Origin of the sequence: Streptomyces sp. C, from assembly GCF_000158895.1 — a bacterium.
Classification (GTDB): domain Bacteria; phylum Actinomycetota; class Actinomycetes; order Streptomycetales; family Streptomycetaceae; genus Streptomyces; species Streptomyces racemochromogenes.
This window is the reverse complement of sequence record NZ_GG657750.1, coordinates 6,190,984-6,210,029: the sequence shown is the minus strand read 5'-3', so window position 1 is coordinate 6,210,029 and position 19,046 is coordinate 6,190,984. Positions and strand designations below refer to the sequence as shown.

The following is a 19,046-nucleotide window of genomic DNA, read 5'->3' as shown; positions in this document are numbered from 1 at the left end:
CCCGAGGCGCAACCCGGAAACAGGCCCAGGGCACAGCCCGCAAGCAGACCCGGAGCGCAGCCCAAAAACAGGCCCAGGGCACAGCCCGCTTGCTTTTTTCGAAGCGCAGCCCGGAAGCGGGCCCGGAGCACAGCCCGGAAACAGGCCCGGAGCACAGCCCGGAGACAGAACCGAAAAAGCAGCCCGGAAGCGGGCCCGGGGCGGAGCCCCGGGGAACGGGCGAAGGGCGCCGCGGGGAGCGGCCCGCGCAGCGGCCCCACCCACACCACCCGGCCCACGCGGCGCCACCCCGCCCACCCCCTCTCCCGGCCAGGGAAAAGGCCGCATAAGATGACCTTCCGACGGACCGTTCGGCCCGTCATCGCCGAGGACGGCGACATGGGAGGAAGCCCGGTGCGATTCCGGCGCGGTCCCGCCACTGTGAACCCCGCGGAGCGATCGGCCGGGTGAGTCAGGAACTCCCGCCGTCCTCACTGCCCGGGGCGCGGAAACCCCGAGGAAGGCCTGCCGCCGCATGATCCTGCTGCTGTCGACGTCCGACACCGATCTGCTCAGCGCCCGCGCCGCGAACGTCGCCGGCGGCCCCGTGCCGTACCGGTTCGCGAACCCCTCCCGCCTCCCCCTGGACGACCTGCCCGGTCTGCTCGACGGGGTCGGGCTGGTCGTCGTACGCCTCCTCGGCGGCCTCCGCGCCTGGCAGGAGGGCCTGGACGTGCTCCTCGCCGCCGGCCAGACCCGCCCGGTGGTCGTGCTGACCGGCGAACAGGCCCCCGACGCGCAGCTGATGGAGGCCTCCACGGTCCCGATCGGCATCGCCGCCGAGGCCCACCGCTACCTCGCGCACGGCGGCCCGGCCAACCTCGAACAGCTGGCCCGCTTCCTCTCCGACACCGTGCTGCTCACCGGGCACGGCTTCGAGCCCGCCGCCGCCTCCCCCACCTGGGGCGCCCTGGAGCGCCCCGCCTCGGAGGCGGCCGGCGCGCAGACCGGCGCACAGACCGGCCCGCAGACCGGCCCGCAGGTCGCGGTGCTGTACTACCGGGCGCACCAGATGAGCGGCAACACCGCCTTCGTGCACGCCCTCTGCGACGCCATCGAGGCCAAGGGCGGGCAGCCGCTCCCCCTGTACGTCTCCTCGCTGCGCACCCCGGAGCCGGAGCTCCTCCAGGCCCTGTCCTCCGTCGACGCGATCGTCACCACGGTCCTCGCGGCCGGCGGCACCCGCCCCGCGACGGCCTCCGCCGGCGGGGACGACGAGTCCTGGGACGCGGGCGCGCTCGCCTCCCTGAACGTGCCGATCCTGCAGGCGCTCTGCCTGACGGGTTCGCGGGGCACCTGGGAGGAGAACGACGAGGGCCTGTCGCCGCTCGACGCCGCCACCCAGGTCGCCGTCCCCGAGTTCGACGGCCGTCTGATCACCGTTCCGTTCTCCTTCAAGGAGATCGACGAGGACGGCCTGCCCGCGTACGTGGCCGACGCCGAGCGGGCCGCCCGCGTCGCCGGCATCGCGGTGCGCCACGCCCGCCTGCGGCACATCGAGCGCCGCGACAAGAGGATCGCCCTGGTCCTCTCCGCGTACCCGACGAAGCACTCCCGCATCGGCAACGCCGTCGGTCTGGACACCCCGGCCAGCGCCGTGGAGCTGCTGCGCACCCTCATCTCCCACGGCTACGACTTCGGCCCCGCGGCCGAGATCCCCGGTCTGGTGTCCGGCGACGGCGACGAGCTGATCCGCGCCCTGATCGAGGCCGGCGGCCACGACCAGGACTGGCTGACCGAGGAGCAGCTGGCCCGCAACCCGGTCCGCATCCCGGCCGCCGACTACCGGCGCTGGTTCGCCGAACTCCCCGCCGAGCTGCGCGAGAGCGTCGAGGAGCACTGGGGCGAGGCGCCGGGCAACATGTTCGTGGACCGCTCCTCGAACCCGGACGGCGACATCGTCCTCGCGGCCCTGCGCCGCGGGAACCTCCTGATCCTCATCCAGCCGCCGCGCGGCTTCGGCGAGAACCCGATCGCGATCTACCACGACCCGGACCTGCCGCCCTCGCACCACTACCTGGCCGCGTACCGCTGGATCCAGGCGGCGTCCGAGGACGGCGGCTTCGGCGCCGACGCGATGATCCACCTGGGCAAGCACGGCAACCTGGAGTGGCTGCCGGGCAAGAACGCCGGCCTGTCCGCGTCCTGTGCCCCGGACGCGGCCCTCGGCGACCTGCCCCTGGTGTACCCGTTCCTGGTGAACGACCCGGGCGAGGGCACGCAGGCCAAGCGCCGCGTGCACGCCACCCTGGTCGACCACCTGGTGCCGCCGATGGCCCGCGCCGAGTCGTACGGCGACATCGCGCGCCTGGAGCAGCACCTGGACGAGTACGCCCAGATCAGCTCGATGGACCCGTCGAAGCTCCCGGCGATCCGCGCCCAGATCTGGACGCTGATCCAGGCGGCGAAGCTGGACCACGACCTGGGTCTGGAGGAGCGCCCGGACGACGACGGCTTCGACGACTTCCTGTTGCACGTCGACGGCTGGCTGTGCGAGGTCAAGGACGCCCAGATCCGTGACGGCCTGCACGTCCTCGGCGGCGCCCCGACCGGTGGGGCCCGGGTCAACCTGGTCCTCTCCATCCTGCGGGCCCGTCAGATCTGGGGCGGCACCTCCGCCCTGCCCGGTCTGCGCGAGGCCCTCGGCCTCGACGAGTCGGCGGCGACCCGCACCGCGGCGGACACCGTCGAGGAGACGGCCCGCGCGCTGGTCCAGGCGATGGAGGACGCGGGCTGGGACCCGGCGGCGGTGTCCTCGGTCGCCGCGGGCCACCCGCAGGCCGTCTCCGACATCCTCGCCTTCGCGGCGAACGAGGTCGTCCCGCGCCTGGCCGGCACCACGGACGAGATCGCCCACGTCGTGCGGGCCCTGGACGGCGGCTTCGTCCCGGCCGGCCCGTCGGGCTCCCCGCTGCGCGGCCTGGTCAACGTCCTGCCGACGGGCCGCAACTTCTACTCGGTCGACCCGAAGGCCGTGCCCTCCCGGCTGGCGTGGGAGACGGGCCAGGCCCTCGCGGACTCGCTCCTGACCCGCTACCGCACCGACCACGACGGCGAATGGCCGGCCTCCGTCGGGCTCTCCCTCTGGGGCACGAGCGCGATGCGCACGGCCGGCGACGACGTCGCCGAGGCCCTCGCGCTGCTCGGCGTCCGCCCGGTCTGGGACGAGGCCTCGCGCCGCGTCACCGGCGTCGAGGCGATCCCCCTGGACGAACTCGGCCGCCCCCGCATCGACGTGACGCTCCGCATCTCGGGCTTCTTCCGTGACGCGTTCCCGCACGTCATCGGCCTCCTGGACGACGCGGTGCGGCTGGCGGCCTCGCTGGAGGAGCCCGCGGAGGCGAACTTCGTCCGGGCCCACGCCCAGGCCGACCTGGCCGCCCACGGCGACGAGCGCAGGGCCACCACCCGCATCTTCGGCTCCCGCCCCGGCACCTACGGCGCGGGCATCCTCCAGCTGATCGACTCCCGCGACTGGCGTACGGACGCCGACCTGGCGGAGGTCTACACGGTCTGGGGCGGCTACGCGTACGGCCGCGGCCTGGAGGGCCGTCCGGCGCGCACCGAGATGGAGACGGCGTACAAGCGCATCACCGTCGCGGCGAAGAACACGGACACCCGCGAGCACGACATCGCCGACTCCGACGACTACTTCCAGTACCACGGCGGCATGGTGGCCACCGTCCGCGCCCTGCGCGGCACGGCCCCCGAGGCGTACATCGGCGACTCCACCCGCCCGGAGACGGTCAAGACCCGCACCCTGGTCGAGGAGACCTCCCGCGTCTTCCGCGCCCGCGTGGTCAACCCCAAGTGGATCGAGGCGATGCGCCGCCACGGCTACAAGGGCGCCTTCGAACTGGCGGCGACGGTCGACTACCTCTTCGGCTACGACGCCACGACGGGCGTGGTCGCGGACTGGATGTACGACAAGCTGACGGAGACGTACGTCCTCGACCCGGCCAACCGCGCCTTCCTGGAGGAGGCCAACCCGTGGGCCCTCCACGGCATCGCGGAACGCCTCCTGGAGGCCGAGTCCCGCGGCATGTGGGAGAAGCCGGACCCGCAGGTCCTCGAAGCGCTGCGCCAGGTCTACCTGGACACGGAGGGCAACCTGGAGGGCGAGGCCGAGTAGTCGGCCCGGGCCGCCGCACACCAGTGCGGCCGTCACCTGAAGCGGTGAACTCCCCCTTGTCCGGGCGACGCCGCGGGTAGGGCAGTGCTGATCTCGTGCGGGGGCCGGAACGCCTGCCCCCGCACCTTGACGAAAGGCCGGCCCGCCGTGACGCAGCCGTTCCGACTGCCGGAGTTCTACGTGCCGTACCCGGCGCGCCTCAACCCCCACCTGGAGGAGGCCAGGGCGCACAGCAAGCGGTGGGCGCGGTCCTTCGGGATGCTGGAGGGCTCCGGCGTGTGGGAGGAGTCGGACCTCGACTCGCACGACTACGCGCTGCTGTGCTCGTACACGCACCCCGACTGCGACGCCGAGGCGCTGTCCCTGGTCACCGACTGGTACGTGTGGGTGTTCTTCTTCGACGACCACTTCCTGGAGACGTTCAAGCGCTCCCGGGATCGGGCCGGCGCCAAGGCCTACCTGGACCGGCTGCCGGCCTTCATGCCGATGGACCTGGCGGAAGGTTTCCCCGAGGCCGTCAACCCCGTCGAGGCCGGGCTCGCCGACCTGTGGGCGCGTACGGTCCCGGCCATGTCGGCGGACTGGCGGGAACGGTTCTCCCTCTCCACGAAGAACCTGCTCGACGAGTCCATGTGGGAGCTCGCCAACATCGGCATCGGCCGGGTCGCGAACCCCCTGGAGTACATCGAGATGCGCCGCAAGGTCGGCGGGGCCCCCTGGTCGGCCGGCCTGGTCGAGTACGTGGCCGCCGAGGTGCCGGCGCGGGTGGCGCACTCGCGGCCGCTGGGCGTCCTGCGCGACGCCTTCTCCGACGCCGTCCACATCAGGAACGACCTCTTCTCCTACCAGCGCGAGGTGGAGGACGAGGGCGAACTCTCCAACGCGGTCCTGGTCCTGGAGACCTTCCTCGGCTGCACCACCCAGCAGGCCGCGGAGATCTCCAACGACCTGATCACCTCCCGGCTCCAGCAGTTCGAGCAGACCGCGCTCACCGAACTCCCCCGCCTCTTCGCCGAACACGCCCTGGCGCCCGCCGAGATCGCCGCCGTCCTCGCCTACACCAAGGGCCTGCAGGACTGGCAGTCCGGCGGCCACGAATGGCACATGGCCTCCAGCCGGTACATGAACGAAGGAGCCCGGGCCACCGGCCGGACGACCCTGCCCTTCCTCCCCACCGGACTCGGCACCAGCGCCTTCGACCTGCGCTCCGCCTTCACCCGCCGCTCGATGGAGCTGCGCCGCCGCTCCTTCACCCACGTCCCGCACCAGAAGACCGGCCCGCTGCTCCTCCCCGACATCCGGATGCCCTACGAGCTGCGCCTGAGCCCGCACCTGGACCACGCCCGCGAGGGTTCGCTGTCGTGGGCGCGGCGGACGGGGCTGCTGGACGCCCGGCCCGGGGACCCGGGGTCGGCGATCTGGGACGAACAGAAGGTGCGCGGCTACGACTTCGCGCTCTGCTCGGCCGCCATCGCCCCCGACGCGACCGCCGGGGCGCTGCTGCTCAACGCGTGCTGGCTGACCTGGGGGACGTACGCGGACGACTACTACCCCGTGGTGTTCGGGCGGACCGGCGACATCGCGGCCGCCAAGGCGGCCACCGCGCGGCTGGTCGCGATGATGCCGTCGCAGGCCGGCGAGGCGGGGCCGGCGCCGGTGACCGTGCTGGAACGGGGGCTCGCCGACCTGTGGGCGCGCACCGTCCGCGGCATGGGCGCGGCCGGCCGCGCGGAGTTCCGGGCGACGATGGTGGAGATGCTGGAGAGCTGGGTGTGGGAGGTGGAGAACCAGTTCCACCGCCGCGTCCCCGACCCGGTGGACTACGCCGAGATGCGCCGCCTCACGTTCGGCTCCCGGATGACCATGTACATGTGCCGGCTGGGGCAGGAGGGCCGGGGCATCCCCGACGAGCTCTACCGGTCGGGCACCATCCGGTCGCTGGAGAACGCGGCGGCCGACGCCGGGTGTCTCGTGAACGACATCTTCTCCTACCGGAAGGAGGTCGAGTTCGAGGGCGAGGTGCACAACCACGTCCTCGTCACGCGGAACTTCTTCGACATCGGCTACCCCGAGGCCCTGCGCATCTGCCACTCCCTGCTGGTGCGGCGCGTCGAGGAGTTCCAGCACGTCGCCGCGGAACAGCTGCCCGTGCTCTGCGACGACTGGCGGCTCGACGCCGGGGCGCGGGCCGGGCTCGACGCGTACGTCGGCGGGCTCCGGGACTGGCTCGCCGGGGTCCTGCACTGGCACCGGACGACCCGCCGCTACCGGGACGAGGACCTGCGGCCGCCGGTCGACGCCCTGTCCGCGCTCGTCCTGAGTAGCGGCTTCGGCATGGCGGCGGCCCGGATTCCGGGACGCTAGAAGACGCTGGAAGGCGCTAGAACTCGTCGGACGTGTGCGGCAGCGGCCCGGTGCGCAGCGCCGCGTCGAGGGCGGCCGCCGTGCCGGGCCGGTGTTCGGCGACCAGCCCGGCGGCGACGAGTTCCTCCACCCGGGTCCCGCCCAGGTAGCAGGCGGCCAGCTCCCGGACGTCCAGGGACAGGTCGGGTTCCGCGCGGGCGGTCTCGTACGTCGCCCCGCCGGGCCCGGCCTTGAGCCGGAACCGGCCGGCGTTGGCGGGCAGGCGGGCGTCGGACAGGTCCAGGACGAGTTCCACGGGCGCGGCCCACGACCGCCCGGTGAGCGCGGCCCGTACGTCGACGAGGCGCAGCCACAGCGCCGGGTACTGGGCGGTGACGCGGACCTGGTCCCGGTCGGCGGCGAAGTGCAGCAGCGGGTCGTCCGGGGGGCGGCCCCACGCGGACACCTTGCCGGTCAGGTCGAGGGAGGCCAGGCACTGCCACAGCGCGGCGGCGACGGCCGGGGTCTCGGCCTCCAGTTCGTCGACGCGGACGAGGCCCGGGCCGCGGGCGGGCGGCTGCGGCGCCCCGTCGTCCTCGTGCTTCGTGCGGTAGAGGACGTAGCCCGCCACGGGTTCCCCCGGCTCCCCGAGGGCGATGATCCTGGGCGGGCCCAGCTCCTCGTCCTCCTCGTCCTGTTCGCAGAGCCATTCCTCGGCCCAGCGCTCCGGGCTCCGGCTCGGCCTGCCGGCCCGGGTCCGGCGGGCGGCCTCGTGGAAGGGGGCGATGACGGTGGGGACCTCGTCGGGGTCGACCAGCCGCAGGGGGCGCGGGTCGGGGTCGATGCGCAGGGCGAGGGGCCGGGTGGAGTCGATCTCGATGGTGGCGCCCTGGGTGGCGGCGCCGTAGCCGAAGCGGCCGTAGATGGCGGCTTCGGAGGCCCACAGGACGACGAGGGGGCTGCCGTCGGCGCCGGCGCGGCGCAGTTGTTCGTCCATGAGGGCGGTCAGGACGCCGCGGCGGCGGTGGGTGGGGGCGACGGAGACGAAGGTGAGGCCGGGGCTGGCGAGGTCGGTGCCGCCGGGCACGGAGAGGCGGAAGGGGTGGGCGGCCATGAAGCCGACCAGTGCGTCGCCGTCGTAGGCGCCGAGGCGGGCGCAGCGGGCGAGGAGGGAGTGGTGCCGTTCGCGTGTCTCCGGTTCCGGGCGGTCGTGGAAGACCAGGTAGGCGAGCTCCTGAGCGCGGTCGATGTCGGCTTCGGGTACCTCGCGGATGTCCACCATGATCCGGAGACTAATCGGTCATCGCGGACCGCTCACACCATATTGGCCGGATCTGCCCGTCCGGCCGGTCCCGCTGCCGGGTCCGGCCGGTGTCCGGGCTTGTCGGCGGGGGGCCTCAGCGGGTGACGGGGCCGCTCCAGCTGGCCGGGACGTGACCGATTCGTACCCGTTGGGGGTGGTCGCCGACGGGGACGGAGACGCGGGTGGTTCCGGTGGCGAAGTCGATGGCGGTGACGCGGTCGGCGCCGCTCTCGGAGATGACGCAGGCGGTGCCGTCGCCGTTGACGGTGGCCCAGTAGGGCTTGGCGGCGGGGACGAGCGGTCCTTCGGCGAGGGTGGCGCGGTCGACGACGGTGGCGTAGTCGTCCATGGTGCCGGCGACGCAGAGCTTGGTCCCGTCGGGGCTCATGGACATGCCGTGGTGGCGGGAGTCGTTGACCCACTTGGTGCGGTCGGCGGGGGTGGCGGGGTTCTCGGGGAGGGTCTTGACGCGGGTGATCCGGTCGGAGGGGACGTCGTACTCGACGAACCCGTTGAAGAAGGAGACCTGGAAGTAGAGCTTGGTCTCGTCGGGGCTGAAGGAGACCGGCCGTACGGCGTCGGAGAGGTCTTTGCGGCCGAAGGCGTCGAGGCGTTCGCGCATGTCGATGACGCGGACGGTGCGGAAGGTCTGCGTGTCGACGACGGTGATCTTCCGGTCGCCCTTGGTCCAGTCGAGCCAGGACGCGTCGAGGGCGGAGGTGACGTCGCCGATGGCGCTGTTCCAGAGGTACCGGCCGCCCTGGGTGAAGGTGTTCTCGTGGGGTTTGTCGCCGGTGGTGAAGGATCCGGTCTGCCGTCCGGTGGCGATGTCGAGGACGTGGACGGTGTTGGCCGTGGAGGCGGAGACGGCGACGCGGGTGCCGTCGGGCGAGACGGCCATGTGGTCGGAGCGGTAACCGGCGACCGGGAAGCGCCAGTTGATCCGGCCGGTGCGCAGGTCGATGGAGACGACGTCGGCGAAGCTGGGGCGGGAGACCACGACGGCGGAGCCGTCGGGGGTGGTGTACATGTCGTCGACGAACTGGTCGTGGCCCTCGCCGGCCGTGGCGCGGATGCCGAGGAAGAAGCCGAGCTTGACGGGGTTGAGGTAGATCTCGCGCAGGCGTTCCTCCTTGTCGGGGACGACGTTGATCCGGCCGACGCGGGCGAGGTCGCCGGTGGAGGCGAGGACGTCGGCGGTGCCCTCCCAGTTGTTGCCGACGAAGAGCACCTCCTGCAGGCCGCCGTCCGGCGGGGTCGCCGCCCGCGAGGCGGGGCCGAGGGTGGCCGCGAGGCCCGCCAGCGCGAGGGCGCACGTCAGGCGGAGGGCGCGTGCGGGGGTGTGACGGGTCCGGGACATCCGCTCAACTCCGATACGGGGAAGCGCTGTTACCGGCCGGTAAAATAGGCGGGACGTGCAGAAGGCGCAACCCCCGGGAGGGTCGCGCCTTCGCTCATGTCAGGGGGCGCCCCTTCAGGCGACCGAGCCGATCCTGCCGATCACCGTGTTCGAGGTGTCGTGGTGGATCGGGATGTGCGCGCCGGTGAGGGCGGCGCCGCTGCCGCCGCGCCGGTTCGCGACGATCTCGGCGGCGATGGACAGCGCGGTCTCCTCCGGCGAGCGGGCGCCGAGGTCCAGGCCGATCGGGGAGCGCAGCCGGGCCAGTTCGAGCTCGGTGACGCCGACCTCGCGGAGCCGCTTGTTGCGGTCCTCGTGGGTGCGGCGGGAGCCCATGGCGCCGACGTAGGCGACCGGGAGCTTGAGGGCCAGTTCGAGGAGCGGTACGTCGAACTTGGCGTCGTGGGTGAGGACGCAGAGCACGGTCCGGCCGTCGACCCGGGCGGTCTCCAGGTAGCGGTGCGGCCAGTCGACCACGATCTCGTCGGCCTCGGGGAAACGCTTCTTCGTCGCGAAGACGGGCCGGGCGTCGCACAGCGTCACGTGGTAGCCGAGGAACTTGCCGATCCGCACCAGGGCGGAGGCGAAGTCGATGGCACCGAAGACGATCATCCGCGGGGGCGGGACGCTGGACTCGACCAGGACCTTGAGCGGCTCTCCGCAGAGCCGGCCGTCGGCGCCGATCTCCAGCACGCCGGTCTTCCCCGCGTCGAGCATGGCGCGGGCCTCTTCGGCGAGGGTGCGGTCCAGCTCGGGGTGGCCGCCGAAGCCGCCCTCGAAGGAGCCGTCGGGGCGGACCACGAGGGCGCGGCCGGTCAGCTCGGCCGGGCCTTCGGCGATCCGGGCCAGCGCGGCGGCCTCGCCCTGCGCGGCGGCACGCAGCGCGGTGGCGAGCACCTCCCGCAGGGGGGAGCCCACGGGGACCGGGGTGACCAGGATGTCGATGATCCCGCCGCAGGTCAGACCCACGGCGAAGGCATCGTCGTCGCTGTAGCCGAAGCGTTCCCGCACGGTCTCGCCGTCCTCGATCGCCTGCCGGCACAACTCGTACACCGCGCCCTCCACGCATCCGCCGGAGACCGATCCGATGGCCGTGCCCTCGCCGTCGACGGCGAGCGCGGCTCCGGGCTGCCGGGGAGCGCTCCCGCCGACCGCCACCACGGTGGCGACGGCGAAGTCACGTCCCTGCTCGACCCACCGGTTCAGTTCTTCGGCGATGTCCAGCATGTGCGGCCTCCTCGGAGAGGTTTCGGATTCCAGTATCGGATGCGTGGAGGATCAGGTGCCGTCCACCTGACTTACTACTTGACGCCGAGCCACGCCTCGATGGGGTGGAGGGCGAAGAAGACCAGGAAGACACCGGTCAGGACCCACATGAAGGCGCCGATCTCGCGGGCCTTGCCCTGCGCGACCTTGATGGCCACGTAGGAGATCACACCGGCGGCGACACCGGGGGTGATCGAGTAGGTGAAGGGCATGATCACCACGGTCAGGAAGACCGGGATGGCGGTGGCGGCGTCGGCCCAGTCCACGTGGCGGGCGTTCTGCATCATCATCGCGCCGATGATCACCAGGGCCGCGGAGGCGACCTCACCCGGGACGATCTGGGTGATCGGGGTGAAGAAGAGGCAGGCGGCGAAGAGCAGACCGCTGACGACGGAGGCGAGACCCGTGCGGGCGCCCTCGCCGACGCCGGTGGCGGACTCGACGAAGACCGTCTGGCCGGAGCCGCCGGCGATGCCGCCGATGGCGCCACCGGCACCGTCGATGAACAGCGCCTTGGACAGGCCCGGCATGCGGCCCTTGTCGTCGGCCAGCTTGGCCTCGGTGCCGACGCCGATGATGGTGGCCATCGCGTCGAAGAAGCCGGCGAGCACCAGGGTGAAGACGATCATGCCGACGGTCATGACGCCGACGTCGCCCCAGCCGCCGAACTCGACCTTGCCGAAGAGCGAGAAGTCCGGCATCGAGATCGCGGAGCCGTCGAGGGTCGGCGGACCGTTCTTCCAGGCCTTCGGGTCGATGTCCATGACGGCGTTCAGGATCGCCGCGAGGACGGTGCCGCCGACGATGCCGATCAGGATGGCGCCGGGGATCTTGCGGGCCTGGAGCATGAAGATGCCCAGCAGGGTGACGCAGAAGAGCAGGACGGGCCAGCCGGCGAGCTCGCCGACCGAACCGAGCTGGACCGGGGGACCGAACTCGGGGCCCTTGCCGACGAAGCCGGCCTTCACGAGACCGATCAGGGCGACGAACATGCCGATGCCCATGGTGATCGCGTGCTTGAGCGCGAGGGGGATCGCGTTCATGATCATCTCGCGGAGGCCGGTGACGACCAGGAGACAGATCACGACGCCGTACATGACGCACATGCCCATGGCCTGCGGCCAGGTCATCTGCGGGGCGACCTGCGAGGCCAGGACGCCGGAGACGGACAGGCCGGCGGCGAGGACCAGCGGGACCTTGCCGATGAAGCCCATCAGGAGGGTGGTCAGGGCCGCGGCGAAGGCGGTGGCCGTGATCAGGGCCTTCTGGCTCATCGTGTCCCCGGCGACGTCCTTGCCGGAGAGGATCAGCGGGTTGAGCAGGAGGATGTACGCCATGGCCATGAAGGTCGTGACGCCGCCACGGACTTCATTGCCTACGTTCGACCCTCTGTGGGTGATGTGAAAGTAACGGTCGAGCCAAGAACGCCCAGCGGGGTTCAGAGTGCCGTCGCCGGCCTCTTCCGCGGTGGTCTTGGGCTCCACAGACGACTGGGTCATGGTGCCTAACTCCCAAGGTTCAAAGGGGCACCCGCATGGAGATTGGAGACGCGGGATTTGGGAAACTGCGTTGGCTGCACGACCCGGGGTGACGGCCCGAGGCGACGCGGAATGTGCACTGCGTGTACTGCGGGTAGTGCGGGGGTGACCGCTGGTACTACGTGGGGGTTTTTGCAGGGGTTCTGCCAAGTGACGGGGACCGCGAGCGGTGCGGTACCGCGTACTTCGTGCTCCGGGCGGTGCGGCGTGAAGTGTGACGTTCCCGAGTCACACCGCCCGGAAATCCGAGGGGTGCGGTCCGGGGGCCTGGCGGCCCCCGGACCACTGCGTCCTAGAGGGTCCCGGTAAGGGCTTCCGGACGGATCGGCGTCTTGTTGAGCTCCAGACCGGTCGCCTGCCGGATCGCCGCGAGGACGGCCGGGGTGGACGACAGGGTCGGGGCCTCGCCGAGACCGCGAAGGCCGTACGGCGCGTTCGGGTCGGCCAGCTCCAGGACGTCGACCGGGATGGTCGGGGTGTCGAGGATGGTCGGGATCAGGTAGTCCGTGAAGGAGGGGTTGCGCACCTTCGCGGTCTTCGGGTCCACGATGATCTCTTCCATGACCGCCACGCCGAGACCCTGGGTGGTACCACCCTGGATCTGGCCCACCACGGAGAGCATGTTCAGCGCCTTGCCGACGTCCTGGGCGGTCGCCAGCTCGACGACCTTGACGAGGCCGAGCTCGGTGTCCACCTCGACGACCGCGCGGTGCGCGGCGAAGGTGTACTGGACGTGGCCGTCGCCCTGGCCGGTCTTCAGGTCGAACGCGACGGTCGGGCGGTGACGGAACTCGAGTTCGAGGTCGATCGCGTCCTCGCCCTCCAGGATGTCCGCCAGGTCCGCGAGCACCTCGCCGCCGTCGGTGACGACCTTGCCGCCCTCGAGGAGCAGCTCGGCGGTCGCCCACGCCGGGTGGTAGGAGCCGTTCTTGCGGCGGCCGATCTCCAGGACGGCCTCGCGGACGGCCTCACAGGTGTTCTTCACGGCGCCACCGGTCATGTACGTCTGCCGGGAGGCGGACGTGGAACCGGCGGAGCCGACCTGCGTGTCGGCCGGGTGGATGGTCACCTGCGTGACGCCCAGCTCGGTACGGGCGATCTGCGCGTGGACGGTGACACCGCCCTGGCCGACCTCCGCCATGGCCGTGTGGACCATGGCGACGGGCTCGCCGTTGATGACCTCCAGGCGCACGCGGGCGGTGGAGTAGTCGTCGAAGCCCTCGGAGAAGCCGACGTTCTTGATGCCGACCGCGTAGCCGACGCCGCGGACGACGCCCTCGCCGTGGGTGGTGTTGGAGAGGCCACCGGGCAGCGCGCGGACGTCCGCGTTCTCGCCGGCGGTCTCCCACTGGCGCTCCGGCGGCAGCGGGCGGGCCTTGACCCGGCGCAGCAGCTCGGCGACCGGGGCCGGGGAGTCCACGACCTGGCCGGTGGGCATGATCGTGCCCATCTCCATGGCGTTCAGCTGGCGGAACTCGACCGGGTCCATGCCCAGCTTCGCCGCGAGCTTGTCCATCTGGGCCTCGTACGCGAAGCAGGCCTGGACCGCGCCGAAGCCGCGCATCGCGCCGCAGGGCGGGTTGTTCGTGTAGAGCGCGATCGCCTCGATGTCCACGTCGTCGATGACGTACGGGCCCACCGAGAGGGAGGACGCGTTGCCGACGACGGCCGGGGAGGCAGACGCGTAGGCACCGCCGTCGAGCACGATCTTGCACTTCATGTGCGTGATCTTGCCGTCCTTGGTGGCGCCGTGCTCGTAGTACAGCTTCGCCGGGTGACGGTGCACGTGGCCGAAGAAGGACTCGAACCGGTTGTAGACGATCTTGACCGGCTTGTTCGTGGCCAGGGCCAGGAGGCAGGCGTGGATCTGCATCGAGATGTCCTCGCGGCCGCCGAAGGCACCGCCGACGCCCGAGAGCGTCATGCGGACCTTCTCCGGCGGGAGGCCGAGGACCGGGGCGATCTGCTGGAGGTCCGAGTGCAGCCACTGGGTGGCGACGTACAGGTCGACGCCGCCGTCCTCGGAGGGCACGGCCAGGCCGGACTCCGGGCCGAGGAAGGCCTGGTCCTGCATGCCGAAGGTGTACTCGCCCTCGACGATCACGTCGGCCCGCTTGCGGGCCTCCTCCACGTTGCCGCGGATGATCGGCTGGCGGTGCACGATGTTCGGGTGCGGGACGTGACCGGCGTGGTGGTCGTCGCGGCCCTCGTGGATCAGCGGCGCGTCGGCGGCGAGGGCGGAGGCCTCGTCCGTGACGAGCGGCAGCTCCCGGTAGTCGATCTTGATCTTGGCGGCCGCGCGGCGGGCGGTCTCCGGGTGGTCGGCGGCCACGAGGGCCACCGGCTCACCGTGGTGGCGTACCCGGCCGTTGGCCAGGACCGGGGTGTCCTGGATCTCGAGGCCGTAGTTCTTCATCTCGGCCGGCAGGTCGTCGTACGTCAGGACCGAGTAGACGCCCGGCATGGCCAGGGCCTCGGAGATGTCGATGGAGACGATCTCGGCGTGCGCGACGGTGCTGCGCAGGGTCTGGCCCCACAGCATGTCCTCGTGCCACATGTCCGAGGAGTACGCGAACTCGCCGGTGACCTTGAGGGTGCCGTCCGGGCGGAGCGTGGACTCGCCGATGCCGCCCTTGGTGTGGTTCTGGGTGACGTTCTTCGGCGTGCCGACGGTGCGGGTGTCCTGAGCCATGATCAGACCGCCTCTCCCTGACGGGCGGCCGCGAGGCGGACCGCGTCGAGGATCTTCTCGTAGCCCGTGCAGCGGCAGAGGTTGCCGGACAGGGCCTCACGGATGTCCTGGTCGGACGGGTCGGCGTTCTGCTCCAGGAGAGCGTCGGCCTGGACCAGCAGACCCGGGGTGCAGAAACCGCACTGGACCGCGCCGGCGTCGATGAACGCCTGCTGGATGTTGGAGAGCTCGCCGCCCTCACCGGTCTGGGAGTCGGTGCCCTTGGCGGACCACTGCTTGGCCTCGTCCGTGGAGACGCCCTTGCCGCCGCCGCACGCGCCGGTGCCGCAGGCGTGGCCGTGCTCGTCGCGCTGCTTGGCGAAGTCCGCCAGGCCCTCGACGGTCACGACGTCGCGGCCCTCGACCTGACCGGCCGCGACCAGACAGGAACAGACCGGCACGCCGTCGAGGCGGACGGTGCAGGAGCCGCACTCGCCCTGCTCGCACGCGTTCTTGGAGCCGGGCAGGCCCAGGCGCTCACGCAGGACGTAGAGGAGGGACTCGCCCTCCCAGACGTCGTCGGCTTCCTGCGGACGGCCGTTGACAGTGAAATTGACGCGCATGGTTACGCAGCCCCTTCAAGCGAGCGGCCGTTGGTGCCGCGGTACTGCTCCCAGGTCCAGACGAGCTGGCGGCGAGCAAGGATGCCGACCGCGTGACGGCGGTACTTCGCCGTGCCGCGGACGTCGTCGATCGGGTTGCACGAGGCGGAGGCGAGCTCACCGAACTGCTTGGCGATCGACGGGGTGATGACCTTGCCGTTGTCCCAGAAGCCGCCCTCTTCGAGCGCGGCGTTCAGGAACTCCTCGGCGGCCTTCGCCCGGATCGGGGTCGGGGCGGCCGAGGCGATACCCGTACGCACGGTGCGGGTGTCGGGGTGCAGCGCGATGCCGAAGCCGCAGACGGCGATGACCATCGCGTTGCGGGTGCCGACCTTGGAGTACTGCTGCGGGCCCGTGGCGTTCTTGATGTGGACCGTCTTGATGAGCTCGTCGGCGGCGAGCGCGTTGCGCTTCACGCCGGTGTAGAACTCGTCGATCGGGATCAGGCGGGAGCCGCGCACCGACTCGACCTCGACGTGGCAGTCGGCGGCGAGCAGCGCGGGGTGGGAGTCACCGGCGGGCGAGGCGCAACCGAGGTTGCCGCCGACACCGCCGCGGTTGCGGATCTGCGGGGACGCGACCGTGTGCGAGGCGAGCGCGAGACCCGGCAGCGTCGCGCGCAGGTTCTCCATGATCTGGGTGTACGGGACGGAGGCGCCGAGCTTGGTGACCTCCTCGCCGACCTCCCACTCCCGCAGCAGTTCGATGCGGTTGAGGTCCAGGAGGTATTCCGGACGGCGGTGGTCGAAGTTGATCTCGACCATGATGTCGGTGCCACCCGCAATCGGCACAGCTGTGGGGTACTCGGCCTTGGCGGCGAGTGCCTCCTCCCAGCTGGCGGGGCGAAGGAAGTCCATGTGCGGCTCTCTTCTTCTTAATCGGGTCGTTCACTTCAAGCCAGGAGGCTGAAGGCCCTCGACTGGTCGTTCACGTGCTGTTAACGCGGTGTGGAGCCAGTACACAAGCCCGGTGTCCCTCGGGTGCAGTCACCGAAACCATGAAGGAGTTGGCTGGCGGCCTCCTTCGTCTTGTAGATTCGTATGAAAGGCAGGATGCGACGACCTGCCCGATTTCCAACGGCAACATTCGAGACAGATCGGCGGCGACATCATGCGGCTGCGCGCACTGCTGGAAACCGAGGCGCTGGGGCTGCGGCTGCTGGGCGGCGAGGAAGAACTCGACCGGACGGTCCGCGGGGTCATGACGACCGACCTGAGGGATCCCAGCCGATACCTGACCGGGGGAGAACTTGTCCTCACCGGCCTGGCATGGCGAAGAAATTCAGCCGACTCCGAGCCATTCGTACGAATCCTCGCGAGCGCGGGAGTGGCGGGCCTCGCGGCCGGCGAAGCGGAACTGGGCGACATCCCGGATGATCTGGTTTCGGCCTGCGTGCGCAACCGGCTGCCGCTCTTCGCGGTGAACGAGGACGTTGCATTCGCCACCATCACGGAATACGTGGTGCGGCAGGTCTCCGGGGAGCGTGCGGGCGACCTCGCGGCGGTCGTGGACCGCCACCGGCGTCTGATGACCTCGGGTCCCGCGGGCGGCGGACCCGATGTGGTGCTGGATCTGCTCACCACGGACCTCGATCTGCGGGCCTGGGTGCTCTCCCCCACCGGCCGGCAGATCGCCGGAGCGGGCGAGCCGCTGGCGCCGGGGATCTGCGCGACGCTGGCGAGCGAACACCTCGCGGCGGTCCGGACGGGCCGCAGGGGCCCGCACCGGCTGTCCATCCAGGGTATTACGTACTCCCTCTTCCCGATCAGGGGACACGGCCGCGGCCCTGGTCAGGCCACCCGCGACGTGCGCGAGAGCGTACTGTCGGACTGGCTGCTGGCCGTGGAGGCGGACGCGGGCGACTGGCCCGCGGAGCGACTGGACCTGCTCCAGGGCGTCACCCAGCTCATCGCGGTCGAGCGGGACCGCCGTGACGCGGCCCGCACGGTGCGCCGCCGGCTGGCGCAGGAGGTCCTGGAGCTGGTCCAGACGGGCGCCCCGCCCGCCGAGATCGCCGCCCGCCTGCGGGTGGCGGCCCCGGTGCTGCTGCCCGGCCTCGGCACGGCCCCGCACTGGCAGGTCGTGGTGGCGCGGGTCGACTGGGACGGCGGGGACATCCCCGGCGGCCCGGTGGCGCAGTCGCTGCTGGAGGAGATCCTGGTCGACCCGTCGATGTCCGGACCGGAGCCGTCCGACCGGATCGCGGTGGCCCACGCCGGCGACGAGGCCATCGCGCTGGTGCCGCTGCCCGCGCTCTCCGGCGACGCCGGGGAGGACAAGGGCCCGGACTCCGCCCTGCACGCCGACGCGCTCCTGGCGGCCGTACGGGAGCCGCTGGCGGCCGGCCTGGCCGACGACGGCCGGCTCACCCTCGGCGTCAGCGCGGCCGTGCACTCCGCCGAGGGGCTGCGCGGGGCGCTGGAGGAGGCCCGGCACGCCCGCCGGGTCGCCGCCGCCCGCCCCGGCCGGGTCTGCGCCGCCGGCCACCACGAGCTGGCCTCGCACGTGCTGCTGCTGCCGTTCGTGCCGGACGACGTCCGCCGCGCCTTCACGGCCCGCCTGCTGGACCCCCTGCGGGACTACGACCGCCGGCACCGGGCGGAGCTCATCCCGACCCTGGAGGCGTTCCTGGACTGCGACGGCTCCTGGACCCGCTGCGCGACCCGGCTGCACCTGCACGTCAACACGCTGCGCTACCGGGTCGGGCGAATCGAGCAGCTGACGGCGCGCGACCTCTCGCGGCTGGAGGACAAGCTGGACTTCTTCCTGGCACTGCGCATGAGCTGACCCCGGGCCCTCCCATCTGCGCACTCCCCACGGAGGGGGCCGGGCAGGGCGGCTGACGAGCCGTCCGGACTTTGTGAAAGAGTTCACCCGACCCCTTGGCCGAGGCAGCCGATCCGTGCTCTCATTTCGCCCCAGGGCTCAACGACGTGCTGCTTGGTTGCTTCGGGGAGGGCAATGTGGCGGATACCGCCATGTCCGGTGCGGGATCAACGGGGGGCGACGACCCCCTCCAGCGGGCGATATGGCGGCTGCGCTCGCGCGGCTGTTGGACGGACGCGGCGGCCCTGCTGACGCCGCACGCGCACGACGCGGGAGCGGCGGTGCAGCGCACCGCGCTCCTGGTGGAGCGGTGCCTGTTCACCGGCCAGGGCTGGTCGGACGCGGAGGACGCGCTGCGGGCGGCCGAGGCCGTGGCCCGGGACGACGACGAACGGGGCGCGGCGGCCTGCGAGCGGGGCCAGCTGGCGTACGCGGCGACCGTGCTCGGCGTACGGGACCGGGCCGACGAGGCCCGCTCGGCGCTGGGCCGCGCGGCCGCGCTGCTGTCCCCGGGATCGCGGACGCGCCCGCTGCTGGACTTCCGGCGGGGCCTGGTCGCCGAGCACCTGGCGGACGCCCCGCAGGCGGCCCGGCCGGCGTACGACCGCGCGCACGCGGGGGCGGTGGCGCACGGGGACACCCTGCTGCTGTCGTTCACCTGGCGGCACCTGGCCGCGCTGGCGCTGCGGGACGGCGAGGTCGCCGAGGCCCGCAAGGGCTTCGCGGAGTCCCTGCGGATCCGGGAGGACCTGGGCTTCCTGGTCGGCACCGCGCCGGCGCTGGCGGCGCTGGCGGAGGTCGAACCGGAACCGGAAGCCGCCCGGCTCCGCGCGGAGGCCCGCCGCCGTGTTCCACCTCCTGGGCGGC

At 72.0% G+C, this 19,046-nt stretch carries 11 protein-coding genes and 1 riboswitch; of the genes, 4 read left to right on the top strand and 7 right to left on the bottom strand.

Going from position 1 to position 19,046, the window contains the following annotated elements:
* Positions 1-325: 325 nt before the first annotated feature.
* A riboswitch (cobalamin riboswitch) is annotated at positions 326-484 on the top strand.
* Positions 485-514: 30 nt separating this feature from the next.
* Both cobN and SSNG_RS27910 read left to right on the top strand, forming a co-directional pair.
* Entirely contained in the window at positions 515-4,171 is a 3,657-nt protein-coding gene (gene cobN / locus SSNG_RS27915; protein ID WP_042802073.1) for a cobaltochelatase subunit CobN, read from the top strand.
* Positions 4,172-4,318: 147 nt separating this feature from the next.
* Positions 4,319-6,535 (top strand): hypothetical protein, encoded by a 2,217-nt coding sequence (locus tag SSNG_RS27910; RefSeq protein WP_007267281.1) that lies wholly within the window; start codon positions 4,319-4,321, stop codon positions 6,533-6,535.
* Positions 6,536-6,551: 16 nt separating this feature from the next.
* On the opposite strand, the gene SSNG_RS27905 is transcribed toward SSNG_RS27910, so the two are convergent.
* From SSNG_RS27905 to SSNG_RS27875, 7 genes are all read right to left on the bottom strand, one after another.
* Positions 6,552-7,796, bottom strand: a complete 1,245-nt coding sequence (locus SSNG_RS27905; protein WP_042802071.1) for a GNAT family N-acetyltransferase — start codon at positions 7,794-7,796, stop codon at positions 6,552-6,554.
* A 115-nt stretch (positions 7,797-7,911) separates the two neighbouring features.
* Positions 7,912-9,177 carry a YncE family protein gene (locus SSNG_RS27900; RefSeq protein ID WP_007267279.1) on the bottom strand — a complete coding sequence of 422 codons (1,266 nt, stop codon included), beginning with the start codon at positions 9,175-9,177 and terminating at the stop codon, positions 7,912-7,914.
* 114 nt (positions 9,178-9,291) lie between these two features.
* Positions 9,292-10,443, bottom strand: a complete 1,152-nt coding sequence (locus SSNG_RS27895; protein WP_007267278.1) for an XdhC/CoxI family protein — start codon at positions 10,441-10,443, stop codon at positions 9,292-9,294.
* 74 nt (positions 10,444-10,517) lie between these two features.
* Positions 10,518-11,981 carry an NCS2 family permease gene (locus tag SSNG_RS27890; protein WP_007267277.1) on the bottom strand — a complete coding sequence of 488 codons (1,464 nt, stop codon included), beginning with the start codon at positions 11,979-11,981 and terminating at the stop codon, positions 10,518-10,520.
* A 331-nt stretch (positions 11,982-12,312) separates the two neighbouring features.
* Positions 12,313-14,712 (bottom strand): molybdopterin cofactor-binding domain-containing protein, encoded by a 2,400-nt coding sequence (locus tag SSNG_RS27885; RefSeq protein ID WP_007267276.1) that lies wholly within the window; start codon positions 14,710-14,712, stop codon positions 12,313-12,315.
* A gap of 2 nt (positions 14,713-14,714) precedes the next feature.
* Complete coding sequence (locus tag SSNG_RS27880; RefSeq protein WP_007267275.1) at positions 14,715-15,314, bottom strand: (2Fe-2S)-binding protein; 600 nt, start codon at positions 15,312-15,314, stop codon at positions 14,715-14,717.
* A gap of 2 nt (positions 15,315-15,316) precedes the next feature.
* Positions 15,317-16,210 carry an FAD binding domain-containing protein gene (locus SSNG_RS27875; RefSeq protein WP_007267274.1) on the bottom strand — a complete coding sequence of 298 codons (894 nt, stop codon included), beginning with the start codon at positions 16,208-16,210 and terminating at the stop codon, positions 15,317-15,319.
* A gap of 253 nt (positions 16,211-16,463) precedes the next feature.
* Here SSNG_RS27875 and SSNG_RS27870 point away from each other — a divergent pair, with 253 nt between their 5' ends.
* Together SSNG_RS27870 and SSNG_RS27865 are read left to right on the top strand one after the other, a co-directional pair.
* Complete coding sequence (locus SSNG_RS27870) at positions 16,464-18,140, top strand: PucR family transcriptional regulator ligand-binding domain-containing protein (protein ID WP_007267273.1); 1,677 nt, start codon at positions 16,464-16,466, stop codon at positions 18,138-18,140.
* A gap of 191 nt (positions 18,141-18,331) precedes the next feature.
* On the top strand, positions 18,332-19,046 hold a 715-nt coding region (locus tag SSNG_RS27865; protein ID WP_007267272.1), incomplete at its 3' end, for a hypothetical protein.